The sequence below is a fragment of the Alteromonas sp. H39 genome, assembly GCF_047556435.1.
Taxonomy (GTDB): Bacteria; Pseudomonadota; Gammaproteobacteria; order Enterobacterales; family Alteromonadaceae; genus Alteromonas.
Genome location: NZ_CP180210.1, coordinates 2,540,513 through 2,557,769, shown reverse-complemented (window position 1 = coordinate 2,557,769; position 17,257 = coordinate 2,540,513). Strand labels below are relative to the sequence as shown.

The following is a 17,257-nucleotide window of genomic DNA, read 5'->3' as shown; positions in this document are numbered from 1 at the left end:
AGAGAATATGCAAAATACCCAAGCAAATCCCACTGCAACGCTGCAGACCGTAAAACAGGCTATTAGTCAGGGTCAGTTAACAACGGCTCAGGATAAGCTCGATACGTTACTGGCTGATAACACCCTGGTTACAGGTCTTAAAGCTGAATGCCTGTACATGCGTGCTGTCACGCACCGATTGAGCAAAAACTATCAGGCTGGACTGGATGATATCGCATCATTAATCGCACTTCGGCCGGATCATGGGCGGGCGTTTCAGGAGCAGGCATACATTTATAAGGCGCAAGGCGACGACAAGGCCGCTGCCAGTGCGTTTTACCAGGCTACCCGGTTTAATCCCGCGTTACTTGCAAGCTGGCAACAGCTACTGTTGATTTATCAGCAGCAGGGAAACCAGCAAGCTGCAGTGCTCGCCGAGCAGCACATCGCATTTTTGCAGTCTTTACCCAAGCCAATTCTTGGCGCGCATGATCTGATGCATGATGGACAGCTTGCGGCAGCGGATGGCGTTTGTCGGCGATACCTGCAACAACACAAACACGATGCTGAAGCTATGGTGTTACTCGCTGAAATTGATATGAAACTGAAAGCCTACCACGAAGCTGAGTTTCTGCTTGAAAGCTGTGTTGAGATCTATCCTCAGCACGACAGAGCCGCTGCTGCTTATCTGTCATTACTTGCCCGACTAGGCAAGTATCCACAGGCCGAAGCCTTTTCCCGCAAGCGGCGTGAACAACATCCTAATGATGTGGCGGTGATGGTTGCACACGCGTCTGCGCTGGTCGGAATTGGTAGGCTTGACGACGCTGTGAAAATTTACCTGGAGTTATTAGAGGCGAACAGTGACAGACCAGCAGTGTGGTTAGCACTTGGCCACGCCAGAAAAGCGAAAGGTGACCGGGACGACGCCATTACAGCTTACGAAACGGCTATCGAATTGATGCCAGAATTCGGCGATGCCTACTGGAGTCTCGCGAACACAAAAACTTATAAGTTTTCAGCTGGGCTGATAGCGCAAATGGAAGCTCAGGTAGACCGAGAAGAATTAAAACTTGATGACATGGTGCACATTTGTTTCGCGCTGGGTAAAGCGCACGAGGACAAAAAGAATATCGAAAAGTCTTTTACCTATTATAAAAAAGGCAATGCACTTAAACATTCAACCACGCAGTTTGATATCGCGCGCACGGAAGCGGCCATGAATGCGCAGAAAGAGGCCTGTCCGGCATCATTATTTGCCAGTAAATCCGGGTGTCTGGATCCGGCTCCTATCTTTATCGTCGGGCTACCGCGAGCAGGCTCGACATTGCTGGAACAGATCCTGGCGTCGCATTCTCAGGTCGACGGCACGATGGAGCTGCACGATATTCTGACCATTGCTTCGCGTATCAGTGGGCAGAAAACGCCGTACCCGTTTAACCTCACATCGCTCAGCGATGACCAGTGCGAACAGCTTGGTCAGCTATATATTGAACAGACCCGTGCATACAGACAGGGCGCACCATATTTCATTGATAAAATGCCCAATAACTTTATTCATATCGGGCTGATAAAACGGATCCTTCCGAATGCAAAGATTATTGATGCGCGCAGACATCCCTTTGATTGTTGCTTTAGTGGCTATAAACAATTGTTCGGCGATGGACAGGAGTTTAGCTACGGGCTGGAAGAGATTGGTCGTTACTACCGGGCATACGTCGATTTGATGGACCACTGGCAAAGTGTTTTGCCTGGTGAAGTGCTCGCGGTGCAGCATGAAGTGTTGCTTGAAGATCTGGAAGGGCAGGTAAAAAGGCTTCTGGATTTCTGTGGATTACCTTTTGAAGAGGCTTGCCTCGCGTTTCATCAAACCCAGCGGGTAATCAAAACCCCAAGCTCTGAACAGGTAAGGCAGCCTATTTATAAAACCGGAATGGGTCAGTGGAAACCGTTCGAGTCACACCTCACCCCCTTGTTCGATGCACTGAAGCAATATCCGTAAATCGCTGCCTCGTCCACCTAAGTGGGGTATGACATGCAGTTCAACCTGAGTTACGCCCATAACAACTGAAAAAGCCGCATAGCGCGGCTTTGTTAACAGGCAGAATAAGGTCGTTTACCAAGCACGATAATGTCGCAATTCGTTTAGCAAGTTAACGCTTGCCCAGTGTGTCGCCTCACAATCGACACCCGTTATATAAATGTTTTTATTAATATTTGCGACGCTGTAAGCCAGTTTCTGCCAGTATTTTTGCCGAGATCTCTTCCACCGAATACTTGGTACTGTTTAAAAACGGGATTTTTTCCTTGCGGTACAGGTTTTCAACTTCACGCAATTCCATGCGGCACTGCTGAATAGAGGCATAGCGACTGTTGGCACGGCGTTCAGAACGGATCTGGCTTAACCGCTCAGGATGGATAGTTAGCCCGAAAAGCTTGTGTTTAAAGCGCCGCAGAGCCGGGGGAAGCTTAAGCATGTCTCCCATGTCTTCTTCGGTAAACGGGTAGTTGGCGGCTTTAATGCCGTATTGGAGCGCCAGATAAAGACTGGTTGGAGTTTTCCCCGAGCGCGATACGCCTACCAGAATGATATCGGCCTCGTGGTAATTTTTAAGGTTCGAACCATCATCATTCGCCAGTGCGTAGTTAACCGCTTCAATCCGGATATCATAAGTGGTTTCGTGAATACTGTGTGTACGATGTTTTTCCGGTTTTGAAGGTACGCCAAGGACTTTTTCCAGAGGTGCTACGAATTGATCAAGAAAATTATAGTTAATACCCACTGATTTCGAGATTATTTTGCGCACATCTACATTCACAATTGTATAAAAAACGAGCGGTCTTTCTCCGGTGTCTTGAAAACTTTCAGATATTTTTTCTAAAACCTTGTAGGCGTGTTCCTCAGTTTCAACAAATGGAATCGTCTTATGATTGAACTGAACCGGGAACAGAGAAAGCAGGGCGTGGCCAAAGACCTCTGAAGTAATCGCAGTACCGTCTGAAATATAAAAAGCTGTACGCACAACATTTCCTTAACTTTGTTGTAAATTTATTACGAAAGCATAAAAAATTTTACTTTCTAATTTTCCCCATTCTAAGATGGTTTCGTGGAAAAGCTAGTCGTGTCGAGAGGTTACGACTGCAAGCTTCTCACTGTACCCTACACGCCCGCTTCGGTGGGCGACACTTTTAAAAAAGCTTGGAGGCTTTGGCAGTGCAAGAATACGTACTTTGGTATCAAGAGTTGGGCATGCATGATGTCGGTCGCGTAGGCGGCAAAAATGCATCGTTGGGGGAAATGATCTCCAATTTGGCAAATGCCGGCGTTCAGGTGCCAGGTGGGTTTGCTACCACCGCAGAGGCATTTAATGAATTTCTCGAACAAAGTGGTTTAGAAGCGAAAATTCATCAGGTGCTTGATTCACTTGACGTGGATGATGTGGGCGCGCTGACCGAAGCAGGCAGAAATATTCGTCAGTGGATCATCGACACACCGTTCCAGCCAGCGTTGGAAGAGGCTATTAAGTCCTCATTCGACACCCTGCAGGGCGACGCCGGAGATGAAGCGTCGTTTGCTGTACGCTCTTCAGCGACAGCGGAAGATATGCCGGATGCGTCTTTCGCCGGCCAGCAGGAAACCTTCCTGAATGTGAAAGGTTACGATTCAGTCATGGTCGCCATTAAACATGTGTTCGCATCACTGTTTAATGACCGTGCTATTTCGTATCGTGTTCACCAGGGTTATGACCATAAGGGCGTCGCGCTTTCTGCGGGTATTCAACGCATGGTACGCAGTGACATTGCTTCGTCAGGTGTTATGTTCACCATCGATACCGAGTCTGGCTTTGAAGACGTGGTATTCGTTACCAGTTCGTTCGGTCTGGGCGAGATGGTGGTGCAGGGCGCGGTTAACCCCGACGAGTTCTATGTGCATAAACCAACACTGGCAAAAGGGCTCCCTTCCATTGTCCGTCGTAATCTGGGCAGCAAACTGACCAAGATGATTTACTCTGACGATCAGAGCCATGGCAAACAGGTATCTATTGTTGATATCGAGAAGCAGGACGCCATGCGCTTTTCACTTACCGACGATGAAGTGATGGAACTGGCTAAACAGGCCGTTATCATTGAGAAGCACTACAAGCGTCCGATGGATATTGAATGGGCAAAAGACGGTGTTGATGGCAAATTGTATATCGTTCAGGCACGTCCTGAGACGGTACGCAGTCGCGAAGACAGCCAGAGCATTGAACGCTTCCAGCTAAAAGGCGAGAGCAACATTGTTTGTGAAGGCCGCGCAATTGGTCACAAAATTGGTGCCGGTGAAGCGAAAGTGCTGGGCTCCATTGAAGAGATGGACAAAATCCAAGCCGGTGACGTACTGGTCACTGATATGACCGACCCGGACTGGGAACCCATTATGAAAAAGGCGTCAGCCATCGTGACTAACCGTGGCGGCCGTACCTGTCACGCGGCAATCATTGCACGTGAGCTGGGTATTCCTGCGGTTGTTGGCTGTGGTAATGCAACCGACTCGATTGTGACGGGTGACAAAATCACGGTGTCGTGTGCAGAAGGCGATACCGGCTATATCTATGGCGCTGAGCTGGAATTTGATGTGGTAACTTCACGTATCGACTCGATGCCTGATCTGCCATTAAAAGTGATGATGAACGTGGGTAATCCTGACCGGGCATTCGACTTTGCCCGTCTGCCTAATGAAGGTGTGGGCCTTGCCCGTCTGGAGTTCATCATTAACCGTATGATTGGCGTGCATCCGAAAGCATTGCTGAACTTTGATGATCAGCCTGAAGAGCTGAAAGAAGAAATCAACGATATGATTGCCGGTTATGACTCGCCTACCGAGTTCTACATCGAGAAACTGGTTGAAGGGATCTCCTCTATTGGCGCGGCTTTCTCGCCCAAGAAAGTGATAGTTCGTATGTCTGACTTTAAGTCTAACGAGTACTTTAACCTGGTGGGCGGTTATCAGTACGAGCCGGACGAAGAAAACCCTATGCTGGGCTTCCGGGGTGCCAGCCGTTATATCTCCGAAGACTTCCGCGACTGCTTTGCGCTGGAATGTGAAGCCATCAAGCGCGTACGCGGTAAGATGGGCCTGACTAACGTGGAAATAATGATCCCGTTTGTGCGCACAGTGGAAGAAGGCAAGCAGGTTATTGAACTGCTGAAAGAAGAGGGGCTGGTGCAGGGAGAAAACGGCCTGCGCGTTATCATGATGTGCGAACTGCCGTCCAATGCGCTGCTGGCAGATAAGTTCCTGGATATCTTCGATGGCTTCTCTATTGGCTCTAATGACCTGACACAATTGACCCTCGGCCTCGACCGTGATTCGGGTTTGATTGCGCACTTGTTTGAAGAGCGCGACGAAGCAGTTAAAGCCTTATTATCAATGGCTATCCGTGCGGCCAAAGCGCGCGGTAAGTACGTCGGTATCTGTGGTCAGGGACCATCAGATCATGAAGACTTCGCCGCCTGGCTGGTAAAAGAGGGAATTGACTCAGTTTCCTTAAACCCTGACACAGTGGTAGAGACCTGGTTATATCTGGCTGAAAACCACGGTTAATCAGCGTAATAACCCATAGGGTTTAAATGTAAAAAAAGCCGCCTTTGCGGCTTTTTTTATGTCCCGCGCTGGCAATAGAGGCGCCAGGAAGGTCGTGTCAGAGGGCAAAATGCCGGTGTACAGTAAACAGTGCATTACTCGCACTTCTTGCTCTACGTTCACGCTCCGAGTCAAGGTTCCTCTGTGGCGCTGAGGGATTAAAAAGCGCGGGCTAGCGTCGCTGTCTGGCCTTATAGATATCGTAAAGGTGTACGCCAAGTCCGCCAATGATGCCGCCAATAATGGCATTGACCAGCAACAAAAATGACTCAGTAATGGGCTGACTTTGGAAATACAGCGACTGGAAAATAAGAAATCCGGTGATGATCAACAGTAAAGCGATGATTTTAATTGCAATCATTGGCAGTCCTTCTGGAGCAGATTCAGTATGGTCACGCAGGGTGATTGTGAGTAGCCGGAGGTGACCCGTACGAGGTTATTACGGGCCAATGGATACGAAAGTTTAGTTCTGATACCTGCCGCAGAGCGGCGCAACAACAAGAAATGCGGGTTTAGCGAAGTTTTCTTGCCAACAGAAAGCGGTCAATGCGTCTGGCGGAGCGTGACATGCCAGTCTGACAGTGGCGTAACCAGCCTCTTGCCCGTGGCCAGTCGTAACTCAGTAAAACCAGTCCGCCCAGAACAAATAATATTGAACCCGGAAGAATAGTAAAAATAATGCCTGCGGTGAATAGCAGCGCACCAAGTGTGAGTCGAATCGTTTTCATCGGTTTTCGCTAACTGAGATACATCAGCATTTACTTTGACAGGCCCTACCAGCAATGCCAAGTTCCCAGTTGTAAGTAATTGTATCTGTATGGACAAAGTTTAACCCTAAATTATACAAAATTCGGCCTTATCGCTAGAGACTGCGGGGCTCGCTAGGTATACTTGTCGTCCTGTTGTTAGAGGAGGTTGGTTTTCTTGAGTCTTCCACGTGTTGCACCACAGCAAAGTGTGTCTGAACATTATCTGCGCTATCTCGACGCGTTGGCCGCGTCATCTTTTGCCGGTGACATTGAGTACAGTTATGGCAGCCGTCTGGCCGTTGCGACCGACAACTCGGTTTATCAAAAACTGCCGCAGGCGGTGGTTTTTCCCAAATCGAAAACCGACCTTCAGTGTCTTGGTGAACTGGCGAACCAGCATCCTCAGGTTACGTTCTCAGCACGGGGGGGCGGCACGGGGACCAACGGGCAAAGCCTGACCGACGGCATTGTCGTGGACATTTCCCGTCATATGAACCGGGTGCTGGAAATCAATGTTGATGAAGGCTGGGTGAAAGTAGAGGCCGGGGTAGTTAAAGACCAACTCAACGATGCGCTGCGACCCCACGGTTTTTTCTTTTCACCAGACTTATCGACCAGTAATCGCGCGACTATCGGTGGGATGATCAATACCGATGCGTCAGGGCAGGGCTCTTTGGTATACGGTAAAACCAGTGACCATGTATTAGGACTCACCTCGGTACTTGCAAACGGTGAGGAGCTCATTACCACGCCAATGAGTGTAGATGAGGCGCGCGAGCGCAGCCAGCGAAGCGATACTCTTGGCCGAATTCTTAGACAGGTAATAGCCACGTCGGTAGACAAACGCGACGAAATCATTGCGAAGTTTCCCCGCATGAACCGCTTTCTAACCGGATATGATCTTGAACACGCTTACGATGCCGATAATCAGAAAATTGACGTCAGCCGGTTAATTACCGGCTCTGAAGGCTCTTTAGCAATGGTAGCCGAAGCCACGTTATCGCTAACCCCTATTGCTACGTTTAAGGCCCTGGTCAATATTAAGTACGATTCCTTCGAGTCGGCACTTCGCCATGCGCCGAGGATGGTAGCGGCAAAAGCCACGTCAGTGGAAACGGTCGACAGCAAGGTGCTGAATCTGGCAAAAACTGACATTATCTGGCACTCCATTGCCGATCTCATTACAGATGTGCCTGATAAAACCTTACTTGGCCTGAATATGGTTGAGTATAACAGCAATGATGAGAAGGAAATAAAAGCCCGAATCGACACTCTTGAAGAAGAGCTTAGTCGGGCAGCCGAAAGTGGCGAGTATGGAGTAATTGGATATCAGGTAACCTTTGATAAGGCCGATATTGGCCGGATTTACGCCATGCGTAAAAAAGCGGTTGGCCTGCTGGGCAAAACGGAAGGCAGCCAGAAGCCTATTGCATTTGCCGAAGATACCGCCGTGCCACCGGAAAACCTGGCCGACTTTATTATGGAGTTTCGCGACCTGCTTGACTCACACGGCTTGAAGTACGGTATGTTTGGTCATGTGGATGCCGGTGTATTGCATGTTCGCCCGGCACTGGATCTCTGTGATATCGAGCAGGAAAAGCTGATGCACCGTATCTCAGATGATGTGGTGGCGCTGGTTGCAAAATACGGTGGCCTGATGTGGGGTGAGCATGGGAAGGGGTTTCGCAGTGAATATGGGCCGGCGTTCTTCGGCGAGTCGCTATTTACTGAGTTACGCAAGATCAAAGGCGTATTTGACCCGTCGAATAAGATGAATCCCGGAAAAATCTGTACGCCGCTTGCCAGTAATGATGAGCTGGTAAAGGTCAGCGATACTAAACGCGCTACATTCGACAGAACCATCCCGGTAGCCTTCAAATCGGCCTTTGCACCCGCAATGGAGTGTAACGGTAATGGACTGTGCTTCAATTACGACACGACCTCGCCCATGTGTCCGTCAAGTAAAATTACCCGCGATCGCCGTCATAGTCCGAAAGGTCGCGCAGGGTTGATTCGTGAATGGATCCGATTGTTGGGTGAATCCGGAATTGAAACTGCGAAACTCAGTGCTGACAATTTCCGCACATCGTTTATTCAGCGCTGGAAAAACACCCGCAACAACGAGGCTGACTTTTCTCACGAAGTGATGGATGCGATGAATGGTTGCCTGGCGTGCAAGTCCTGCTCCAGTCAGTGTCCGGTAAAGGTAGACGTACCTGAATTCAGAGCCACGTTTTTATCGATATATTATCAACGTTATCTGCGTCCACTAAAAGATTACATGGTGGCGAATATCGAGCGAATGGCCCCGCTGATGGCCAAAGTGCCCGACGTCGTGAATTTCTTTCTTCGCCGCAAGCTGGTTGCCAGTCTGATTGAAAAGCAAATCGGCTATGTGGATACGCCGTTGCTGTCCTCACCGGTGCTCACCAAGCGGGTAGAAAATATTGCTAAGCCTTTTGATATGGCTTATCTGAATTCTCTCAGCGATAGCGAGCGGGAAAAGCATGTGCTGATTGTACAGGACCCGTTCACCAGTTTTTATGACGCTCAGGTCGTCGCTGACTTCGCCAGTCTGGTGAAAGAAATGGGTTATCGACCCATTTTGTTGCCTTTTAAACCCAATGGAAAACCTGAGCATGTGAAAGGCTTCCTGCAGCGATTCGCCGACACGGCTGCGTCTACGGCGGCGTTTTTGAATAATGTCGCGTCGCTAAACATCCCTATGGTAGGCGTCGACGCTTCACTCGTGCTGTGTTATCGGGATGAATATGTTAAAACGTTAGGAAAACAAAGAGGCGAATTTACCGTTCTTGCGGTCCATGAGTGGCTTGAGACATTGCCTGATACCAGTTGGGAACGTGATGTACCGACATCAGCCGACATCTTGCCCATGGCGCTATTTAGTCACTGCACTGAAAAAACGGCGTTACCGACCTCAGAGAAACAATGGCAGACATTGTTCGCAAGAGTGGGCCAGCCAGTCGACATCGTCAGTGTGGGGTGTTGCGGCATGGCGGGAACGTATGGTCATGAAGCCGACCAAAAGCAAAATTCTCTTGGGATCTACGCATTAAGCTGGGAACAAGCTGTTAACCGCTATTCTCCTGAGCAGGTGATGGCCACGGGTTATTCCTGTCGAAGTCAGGTGGACCGCATCGAAAATTTTAAACCCCAGCATCCTTTACAGGCATTGCTGGCATGTATAAGAAAAACAACACGCTAAATTGGAATAATTATGACAGAACAAACACAACAACCTATGACACAGGAGCAGCGTGAAGCATGGGTGAAAGCGCAATTTCAACGCGCCAATAAACACCTGGCTGAAAACGGCGTGCTTTTTCATTCTGTAGTGACCGAGGAAAGCCGCTATCTGGTGCCCTTTGTGGCGGTATGGAAGCTAAAAGCGCTTGATGAAAAATTCTATTGGGTGATGAGTGGCGATCTGCCAGCGGATTATACACTGTATGAAAATGCACCTAATGCCCGCGAGGCCATCAAATACTTCTCAATGCAGTGGCAAATGAAAGCGGAAAATATTCGCCAGTCAGGGACACAGGACAGAACCCAGCTTGAATTTGCAAACCTTCTGCAAGCCCGTGCTGAGAATCTTTATAATATGCAGGCTGCAGATCAGCTCTGGAAAGATTGATGCTGTTGGGCGGGGTTATGTCACCAGAGGTTATTCTTGGCATGTAACAGCCTGGTGGAAGTATGTGAAACAGCCTCATATGAAAATTAAGTTATATTGATATGGTGCTGCGTATCTGGCCATTTGCCACACCGTGTAGATATCGTGCTTCCAATAAATAAAAAGGGGTATCCAGTGCTGGATACCCCTTTTCAGGTTAATGCATATGGGTAACGTCGGGCAGTGTGAAACGGTTAATATCGCATGCCATTTTCTGGCGTGGTATTCCTGCCTCCATGAAAACGGGCCCGTTCGGGGTAAATCCGAGTTTTTCATGATAATTTACGCTGTCTAAATCACAGCTTACATGTAACACGGGAACGTCATGCGCTTTCGCCAAACTGACAAGCGCATTGAACAGCCGTTTGTACATTCGCAACGAGCGGTACTGGCGCTTAACCGCCACACGCCCGATTTCGCCTTGTTGCGTTAGTCTGCCTGTCGCTACCGGCGTATCACCAGGGCCGATTATCAGAACATGAAACGCCGAATCGTCATGTTCATCAAACTCGGCTTCTCTGGGAAGGCGCCATTCGAGCACGAAAACGTGCTCTCTTAATTTTTCGAGTCGATCTCTACCTCTCATCCAATCGACGTTTTCAATACGAAACGTCATCTTTCCACCATTGTCAGAGCATTAGCTTTCGCCGTAAATCAACAGCAAGAATCTGCTGTTACGTATCCATACGCTCCCAGTATCCCTTATTGATCAGTATAGTCATGATATCCATAAACGCCAGTGTGCTTAAGGTGCGCATCCAGGCGGCATCGACAGGGTCTCCTTTCAGCAGACACTCGACAGATTCGCGATCATTGTATGAGGCGGTAAATTGCTCGCCATTCACATAGAATAAGAAATGGTCTGCAGGTTGCCTTTGTGGGTATATCGGATGACAACCACTGGCCAGCACATAGGTAGCACCGTCTTCAAGTTCGTGACACAGCTCCTCGGTGGTCAGCAGCGAATCAGGCAAGTTGTAAGGCAGTTGTTGGTCTGATAAAAACCGCATCAGATTTTGGTCAAATTCCGTGCTTGATAGTTGTGACAGTAAAAGCTGCTTTAGTGCTGTTATTTCTGATTGGTTTACCATTGCCGGGTGGGAGCGGGTTGCTAATTCCGGATCAGAATAGCGTTCCCCAGTCAGTTCGCCACCAATCAGGCCTTCAGCTAACTGTTGTGCCAGCAGCGCCGTATCCGGGGCCCGGAAGCCTATGGAGTAGGTGAGGCAATCTGACTCTGCGATACCATCATGTGGCCATCCAGGGGGAATATACAAAACATCGCCGGGGTATAACGTAAAGGTTTTCCAGGTTGGGAATGTCTGTAACTGTCTGAGATTAGGGTGCGGGAAATGTTCTGTGTACTGTCCCGGCTCACCCACACGCCATTGACGACTGCCTTTGCCCTGAATAAGAAAGACATCATACTGATCCTCATGCGGACCAACACCTGCCCCTGGATTAGCAAAGCTGATCATGACATCGTCCATGCGCCAGTAGGGAATAAAGTCAAATGCTGCCATCAGTTCACTGACTTCAGGAATGTATCGGTCTACAGCCTGAACCAGCAGTGTCCACTGGCCTTGGCAGGCCTCATCAAAAGACGCGATTGGCCCATGCGTCACGTGCCACTGATTATCTGCATAAGCAATTATGCGGCTATCAACGTCTTCCTCCTGTGCCAGCCCCGCCAGATCATGCTCATCGATTGGATCCTCGAAGTCCGTGAAGAATCTTCGTAAAACCACGGGGCTTTTTTGCCAGTGCTGAGACAAAAACTGCGAAGGGGAAAAGGTCATGACGTTACTCTGTTGTTATTTCGCCTCGCATTATGGCGTGAGACTGTCCCGGCTTCAATTCGGTATTCATGTGTAGTGTCTCTGCCGCCCGTTATGTGGTGAACTGAAGGGCGTATCCCGGCCCATCGGGTAATGCCACTCCTCTAACGCCTGTCACCTGACTTTTAGAAGCAGACAGCGCTTCGTAAAACTGCGGACACGCTGTGATAAGACCAGGAGGACTAAGTTGCTCCAGTAACGAAGCCAGATTGACGGTACGACCCCATATGTCAAATGCCGGCCGTTGCAGACCTATCATGCCACCACGCACTGGCCCCAGCGCAATGCCGATACGTAACTCTACACCAATGGAAAATTCGCTGGCCACCTGATGAAAGTCCTGACTAATCTGGCGCGCATAACACAGCATATCCTCTGCAACATCACAGTGTGGATTTTCACACGCCGTGAAGGCACCGGAAAGTGCAGCCATGTACTCATCGCCATTCGTTTTGATACGGCAAATCCCCATCAGCTGCGCTCGCTGGTCGAAACGCTGATAAAGAGCGTTAAGTACACAAACTATGTCTTCGTCATCCAGCGTTGTTGTCAGGCTTTTGTACCCCGCCATATCGGCGAATAATACGGCACAGGAATCAATGGGGAAGGTTTCACCTGCTGAGGTACGTTGCGCAGGTGAACATGCGACCGGGGGCAGAAGCTGTTGTAACCGTTCATGCATTTGTCGCTGAGAAGCGAGCAAGTGTAGCCATCGCCGCTTACTGTGGATATCAAGAGTATAAAGGATAAGCAGGCTTGCGCAGGCAAGTGTGATGGTATTACTGACATGCACAGCCAGCTCCAGACCAGATGAGGTCGTAAAACCCTGCAGGTTAAGCACAATGAACATCAGAGCAAACGCGGCAGCCCACATTCTCTGACTTTTTACTTCTTTTCGCCGGAAGAAAAAACCGCAGGTCACAGCACCAAGCAATAAGAAGTAGGGAATGCCAGGTTGCTGCCAGATAACCGTAGCCAGCGTAACAAAGCTCATAAATCCCGCTAGCATCCACTGCCTTGCGGTATAAAACTGCTGACGTGTGCACAATTTCACAACCATCAAAATTACGGCTATGTGGATTAAGATATTAAGTAATGCAAAGGATGGCCCCTGCAACACATGCCACAGACCAAAAGGTAGCTGTAAAGCAAGACAAGCCAGCAATAGCCGGCTTGTCTGGTGTAGCTGCGTTAGCAGGTGTTTTTCGCTGCCAGTCAACGCAGGTGCGGTGTTCATGCTTTCTCCAGGGCAGTAGGTCATATCAGACAACTACCTCAGAGTGTAAGCCGGTTTTAGGCTTCCAGTAACTGATCCACAAGACGGATTGCCTGACCAATGTAGGTCACCGGGGTGAGCGCTTTCAATTCAGTTTTGGCGCTTTCAGGCATGTCCAGGTTATCGATGAATTCACCGATAGCTTCGGCGTTAACACGCTTTCCGCGGGTCAGTTCTTTCAACTTTTCATAAGGCTTCTCAATGCCATAGCGACGCATGACGGTCTGAATTGGCTCTGCTAGCAGCTCCCAGTTACTGTTCAGCTCATCAAGCAGGCTTTGCTCATTGACTTCCAGCTTGCTGATCCCTTTCAGTGATGCCTGATATGCGATAACAGCATAACCCACACCAACACCCAGGTTACGTAGTACCGTCGAGTCGGTTAGATCGCGCTGCCAACGGGAGATAGGAAGCTTGGCGGCAAGGTGATCAAATATGGCGTTAGCGATGCCCAGATTACCTTCTGAGTTTTCAAAGTCGATAGGATTGACTTTGTGCGGCATGGTGGACGAGCCAATTTCTCCGGCTACAGTTTTCTGTTTGAAGTGGCCTAACGCGATGTATCCCCACACATCACGATCAAAATCGATCAGGATCGTGTTGAAGCGGGAAACGGCATCAAACAGCTCCGCAATGTAGTCATGGGGTTCAATTTGTGTGGTAAACGCGTTCCACGTCAGCCCCAGGCTGGTAACAAATTGCTCTGCTGCCGCATGCCAGTCAACATCAGGATAAGCAGAAAGGTGCGCATTGTAATTTCCCACTGCACCGTTGATTTTACCCAGAATGGATACGTCAGCGATTTGTGCACGCTGGCGTTTAAGCCGCACTGCCACATTCGCCATCTCTTTACCCATGGTGGTAGGGGAGGCAGGCTGGCCGTGAGTACGGGCCATCATGGGGACGGTTTTGTATTTTTTCGCCAGGTCTGTCAGCGCATCAATCAGCTTATCGCAATAAGGCAGAATCACTTCGTCACGGGCTTCGGTAAGCATCAGGCCATGAGAAAGGTTGTTGATATCTTCAGAGGTGCAGGCGAAGTGAATAAACTCACTGATAGCATTCAGTTCGCTGTTATCAGCAACTTTCTCTTTCAAAAAATATTCAACCGCTTTCACATCGTGATTGGTTGTGCTTTCAATGTGTTTAATGCGCATCGCATCATCAACTGAAAAGTTCTCGACAATGGCATCCAGAAGGGCAGTAGACTTTGAAGAGAAGGCAGGCACTTCGGCAATCTGCTCGTGGTTTGATAACATTTGCAGCCAGCGAACTTCCACTTGTACGCGGTATTTCAACAGTCCGTATTCGCTGAAAATACTGCGCAGTTCTTCGGTTTTGCCGGCGTAACGGCCATCGACGGGGGAAATTGCGGTCAACTGAGTCAGTTCCACCTGTAGCTCCTCAACTAATTGATTAATCTCAGCGCCTGCTTAGCGCTATGTAAAATATCTTTTCTGTTAAACAGGATTTGTCTGCGCTTACCGCCCATTTGACGCCACATGACAGCAGAGCGAACCCCTGCGAGCAGCAATGCCCTAACACGGTGTTGGTTTACCGGCTGACCCAGGTAGTCCGGGTTGCCTGCCACCTGAATGCGCGGTGCCAGCGGGCTGACAATATCTGAGTAAATACTGGCAAGGGAAGAGACGATTTGCACATTGTCAAAGTCAACGTGGGCGAGTTGGCGCTGAACATGCGAAATGCGGTCGCCCAGTTCTCCCAGCGCGGCCTGCTTTTTAGCCAGTTTACGCTCAAGGCCAAGCATGCTCGCAATGTAGCGGGTCAGCTCGGTATCTTTGGTCGCTGACTTATCAGATAACTGCGCTACCAGGGTTCGGTAGCCCACTTCCAGATTACTCAGTTTTCCGAAAACGTGTTGCGGGGTTTCCGGGTCGGTCACCAGAATGCTTGACAGTGAAGCTTCACACGCCTGTTTATCAATGGTGCCACGGCGGGCCAGTTGCTGGACCAGTGCCGCAGCCTGACAGACGCCCGCCAGCGCCAGCGCTTTTTCTATTTGCGGATCTAACATCAGCGGATATAACTCTCAATAATGCCGCCACCCAGGCAGACCTCTTCCTGATAAAAAACTGCCGATTGTCCGGGAGTCACCGCTTTTTGTGGCTCGTCAAAAACCACCTCCACCTGATCGTCACCAACAGGCGTTATCGTGCAGGGGATGTCCGCCTGTCGATAGCGGGTTTTCACGACTGCACGAACCGGCGTTTCCAGTGGCTGGCGGTCGACCCAGTGAAGCTGCTTTGCGATTAGGCCTTTAGAATATAAACGAGGGTGATCTGCGCCCTGGCCGACAATTAATACATTGCGCTCTACGTCTTTATCTACGACATACCAGGGATCGTCACCGAAATCTGCCAGTCCGCCGATATGTAAGCCTTTGCGCTGACCGAGTGTGTGATACATCAACCCTTCATGTTTGCCAATCTCTTCACCTTCTGCGGTTTCGATGACACCGGGCTGAGCGGGCAAGTACTGTGACAAAAAGTCTTTGAACTTACGCTCGCCAATAAAACAGATACCGGTAGAGTCCTTCTTGTCGTGAGTAACCAATCCCTGATCTTCTGCGATTTTCCTCACCAGCGGCTTTTCCAGCTCACCGACGGGAAACAGGGTTTTGGCAATATGTTCTTCACCAAGTGTATAAAGGAAATAACTCTGGTCTTTATTGTTATCCAGACCGCGCAGCATTTGCCAGCGGTCGTTCTGATGGCGGCGTCGCACATAATGCCCCGTGGCGATATAATCAGCACCCAGATCTTCTGCGGCAAATTCAAGAAACGCTTTGAATTTGATTTCCTTATTGCACATGATGTCAGGGTTGGGGGTGCGACCGGCTTTGTATTCTTCGAGGAAATATTCGAAAACGTTATCCCAGTATTCTGCCGCGAAATTAATGGTGTGTAACTCTATACCCAGCTTGTCAGCCACTGCCTGTGCGTCTTTCAGATCCTCTGCTGCAGCACAGTATTCATCATTATCGTCCTCCTCCCAGTTTTTCATGAACAGGCCCTCTACCTGATAGCCCTGTTCTTTTAACAGGTAGGCAGAGACAGAAGAATCGACACCGCCGGACATGCCGACTATGACTTTTTTCGTTGCAGGAGAAGCTGTTTCAGACACCGTTTGCTCGACACTCTCTGGTTGGTTACTTTAGGGTCGCGGATTTTAGCAGAATAATTACCGAGTTTCACGATTAATGCGGCTATGAGATATGCCAATTATAGCGGATAAACGAAATAGATTTGCACGACAGTTGCCTCTGCACAGTTGGTTAAACCAGAGAGGCTGGATGATGCCTTTTAACCGTCAGGCGAGATACTGAACACTCCGAAACGCGCAGACGTCAGGCTGTGATACTGCTATTTACTGCTCGAACGCCAGATAACCGCCGTTGTCGATGCCGTCAATCGTCCAGTTACCCACGCGGTAACGAATCAGCCTCAGGGTAGGGTAGCCAACATGCGCCGTCATTCGTCTGACCTGACGGTTGCGTCCCTCAGTGATGGTGATGGCTAGCCAGGAAGTGGGAATATGTTGTCGGTATCTGACAGGTGGCGTGCGCGGCCAGACGTCAGGTGGTGCCATTCGCTTCACTTTTGCCGGTTGCGTCATGCCGTCTTTCAGTTCAACACCTTCACGAAGGGCATTAATAGCGTCATCGGTGGGCTCGCCCTCTACCTGCACCCAGTAGGTTTTGCTGGTTTTCGCTTCCGGATCTGCCAGCTTGTGCTGAAGTTTGCCGTTATTGGTGAGTACCAGTAAGCCCTCTGAGTCGCGGTCTAACCTTCCTGCGGCATAAACATCCGGAATATCAATAAAGTCCTTCAGGGTTTTACGCCCCTCAGCATCAGTGAACTGAGAAAGCACCTGAAACGGTTTGTTAAACAAAACGACGGTAGAGGACATGTGGGATTTCCGGGGCACAGAGTGTGGGCGCAGTGTATCAGAAAGTGACGGTTTACCGAACCCTGAAATAAAAGTACAAGCGTGAAGGGAAGGTGGTGAATTTCGCAGCAATCGTAAAGTGATCTCTCCACTTACGACAATGGTATGACTTGTAACTCCTTCAAT

At 49.5% G+C, this 17,257-nt stretch carries 14 protein-coding genes; 4 read left to right on the top strand and 10 right to left on the bottom strand.

What is annotated here, in order from left to right; translation table 11 throughout:
* The first annotated feature begins 7 nt into the window (after positions 1-7).
* Positions 8-1,981 (top strand): tetratricopeptide repeat-containing sulfotransferase family protein, encoded by a 1,974-nt coding sequence (locus ACLBLI_RS11250; protein WP_414827705.1) that lies wholly within the window; start codon positions 8-10, stop codon positions 1,979-1,981.
* 208 nt (positions 1,982-2,189) lie between these two features.
* On the opposite strand, the gene ACLBLI_RS11245 is transcribed toward ACLBLI_RS11250, so the two are convergent.
* Positions 2,190-3,002, bottom strand: a complete 813-nt coding sequence (locus ACLBLI_RS11245) for a pyruvate, water dikinase regulatory protein (RefSeq protein WP_414827704.1) — start codon at positions 3,000-3,002, stop codon at positions 2,190-2,192.
* A 191-nt stretch (positions 3,003-3,193) separates the two neighbouring features.
* Here ACLBLI_RS11245 and ppsA point away from each other — a divergent pair, with 191 nt between their 5' ends.
* Complete coding sequence (ppsA, locus tag ACLBLI_RS11240) at positions 3,194-5,566, top strand: phosphoenolpyruvate synthase (protein WP_414827703.1); 2,373 nt, start codon at positions 3,194-3,196, stop codon at positions 5,564-5,566.
* Between the two features lie 211 nt (positions 5,567-5,777).
* Here ppsA and ACLBLI_RS11235 read toward each other — a convergent pair whose 3' ends face one another.
* Both ACLBLI_RS11235 and ACLBLI_RS11230 read right to left on the bottom strand, forming a co-directional pair.
* Positions 5,778-5,966 (bottom strand): hypothetical protein, encoded by a 189-nt coding sequence (locus ACLBLI_RS11235; RefSeq protein WP_414827702.1) that lies wholly within the window; start codon positions 5,964-5,966, stop codon positions 5,778-5,780.
* A gap of 151 nt (positions 5,967-6,117) precedes the next feature.
* Positions 6,118-6,333, bottom strand: coding sequence for a tellurium resistance protein TerC (locus ACLBLI_RS11230; protein WP_414827701.1), 216 nt, complete (start codon positions 6,331-6,333; stop codon positions 6,118-6,120).
* A gap of 196 nt (positions 6,334-6,529) precedes the next feature.
* Between ACLBLI_RS11230 and ACLBLI_RS11225 the strand changes: the two genes are divergently transcribed.
* Both ACLBLI_RS11225 and ACLBLI_RS11220 read left to right on the top strand, forming a co-directional pair.
* Entirely contained in the window at positions 6,530-9,580 is a 3,051-nt protein-coding gene (locus ACLBLI_RS11225) for an FAD-binding and (Fe-S)-binding domain-containing protein (RefSeq protein WP_414827700.1), read from the top strand.
* A 12-nt stretch (positions 9,581-9,592) separates the two neighbouring features.
* Positions 9,593-10,009: a DUF4826 family protein gene (locus ACLBLI_RS11220; protein WP_414827699.1), complete on the top strand. Its 417-nt coding sequence runs from the start codon at positions 9,593-9,595 to the stop codon at positions 10,007-10,009.
* Positions 10,010-10,205: 196 nt separating this feature from the next.
* Here ACLBLI_RS11220 and ACLBLI_RS11215 read toward each other — a convergent pair whose 3' ends face one another.
* The 7 genes from ACLBLI_RS11215 to ACLBLI_RS11185 form a co-directional block, all read right to left on the bottom strand.
* Complete coding sequence (locus tag ACLBLI_RS11215; RefSeq protein ID WP_414827698.1) at positions 10,206-10,664, bottom strand: GNAT family N-acetyltransferase; 459 nt, start codon at positions 10,662-10,664, stop codon at positions 10,206-10,208.
* 58 nt (positions 10,665-10,722) lie between these two features.
* Positions 10,723-11,847: a JmjC domain-containing protein gene (locus ACLBLI_RS11210; protein ID WP_414827697.1), complete on the bottom strand. Its 1,125-nt coding sequence runs from the start codon at positions 11,845-11,847 to the stop codon at positions 10,723-10,725.
* A 91-nt stretch (positions 11,848-11,938) separates the two neighbouring features.
* The gene (locus ACLBLI_RS11205; RefSeq protein WP_414827696.1) at positions 11,939-13,123 is read right to left on the bottom strand and encodes an adenylate/guanylate cyclase domain-containing protein; all 1,185 of its coding nucleotides are present in this window, start codon (positions 13,121-13,123) and stop codon (positions 11,939-11,941) included.
* A gap of 56 nt (positions 13,124-13,179) precedes the next feature.
* Positions 13,180-14,556 (bottom strand): adenylosuccinate lyase, encoded by a 1,377-nt coding sequence (gene purB / locus ACLBLI_RS11200; protein ID WP_414827695.1) that lies wholly within the window; start codon positions 14,554-14,556, stop codon positions 13,180-13,182.
* 14 nt (positions 14,557-14,570) lie between these two features.
* Complete coding sequence (gene hflD / locus ACLBLI_RS11195) at positions 14,571-15,197, bottom strand: high frequency lysogenization protein HflD (protein WP_414827694.1); 627 nt, start codon at positions 15,195-15,197, stop codon at positions 14,571-14,573.
* Entirely contained in the window at positions 15,197-16,261 is a 1,065-nt protein-coding gene (gene mnmA / locus ACLBLI_RS11190) for a tRNA 2-thiouridine(34) synthase MnmA (protein WP_414830955.1), read from the bottom strand. Before mnmA ends, hflD begins: the two co-directional genes overlap by 1 nt.
* A 288-nt stretch (positions 16,262-16,549) precedes the next feature.
* On the bottom strand, positions 16,550-17,092 hold the full coding sequence (locus tag ACLBLI_RS11185; protein ID WP_414827693.1) for an rRNA large subunit pseudouridine synthase E: 543 nt from the start codon (positions 17,090-17,092) through the stop codon (positions 16,550-16,552).
* Between the last annotated feature and the right edge of the window lie 165 nt (positions 17,093-17,257).

Coding starts and splice junctions, on each gene's coding strand:
- mnmA (WP_414830955.1), bottom strand. CDS start 16,261: ATGTCCGGCGGTGTCGATTCTTCTGTCTCTGCCTACCTGTTAAAAGAA.
- ACLBLI_RS11205 (WP_414827696.1), bottom strand. CDS start 13,123: ATGAACACCGCACCTGCGTTGACTGGCAGCGAAAAACACCTGCTAACG.
- ACLBLI_RS11185 (WP_414827693.1), bottom strand. CDS start 17,092: ATGTCCTCTACCGTCGTTTTGTTTAACAAACCGTTTCAGGTGCTTTCT.
- ACLBLI_RS11250 (WP_414827705.1), top strand. CDS start 8: ATGCAAAATACCCAAGCAAATCCCACTGCAACGCTGCAGACCGTAAAA.
- ACLBLI_RS11210 (WP_414827697.1), bottom strand. CDS start 11,847: ATGACCTTTTCCCCTTCGCAGTTTTTGTCTCAGCACTGGCAAAAAAGC.
- ACLBLI_RS11215 (WP_414827698.1), bottom strand. CDS start 10,664: ATGACGTTTCGTATTGAAAACGTCGATTGGATGAGAGGTAGAGATCGA.
- ACLBLI_RS11220 (WP_414827699.1), top strand. CDS start 9,593: ATGACAGAACAAACACAACAACCTATGACACAGGAGCAGCGTGAAGCA.
- hflD (WP_414827694.1), bottom strand. CDS start 15,197: ATGTTAGATCCGCAAATAGAAAAAGCGCTGGCGCTGGCGGGCGTCTGT.
- ACLBLI_RS11235 (WP_414827702.1), bottom strand. CDS start 5,966: ATGATTGCAATTAAAATCATCGCTTTACTGTTGATCATCACCGGATTT.
- ACLBLI_RS11230 (WP_414827701.1), bottom strand. CDS start 6,333: ATGAAAACGATTCGACTCACACTTGGTGCGCTGCTATTCACCGCAGGC.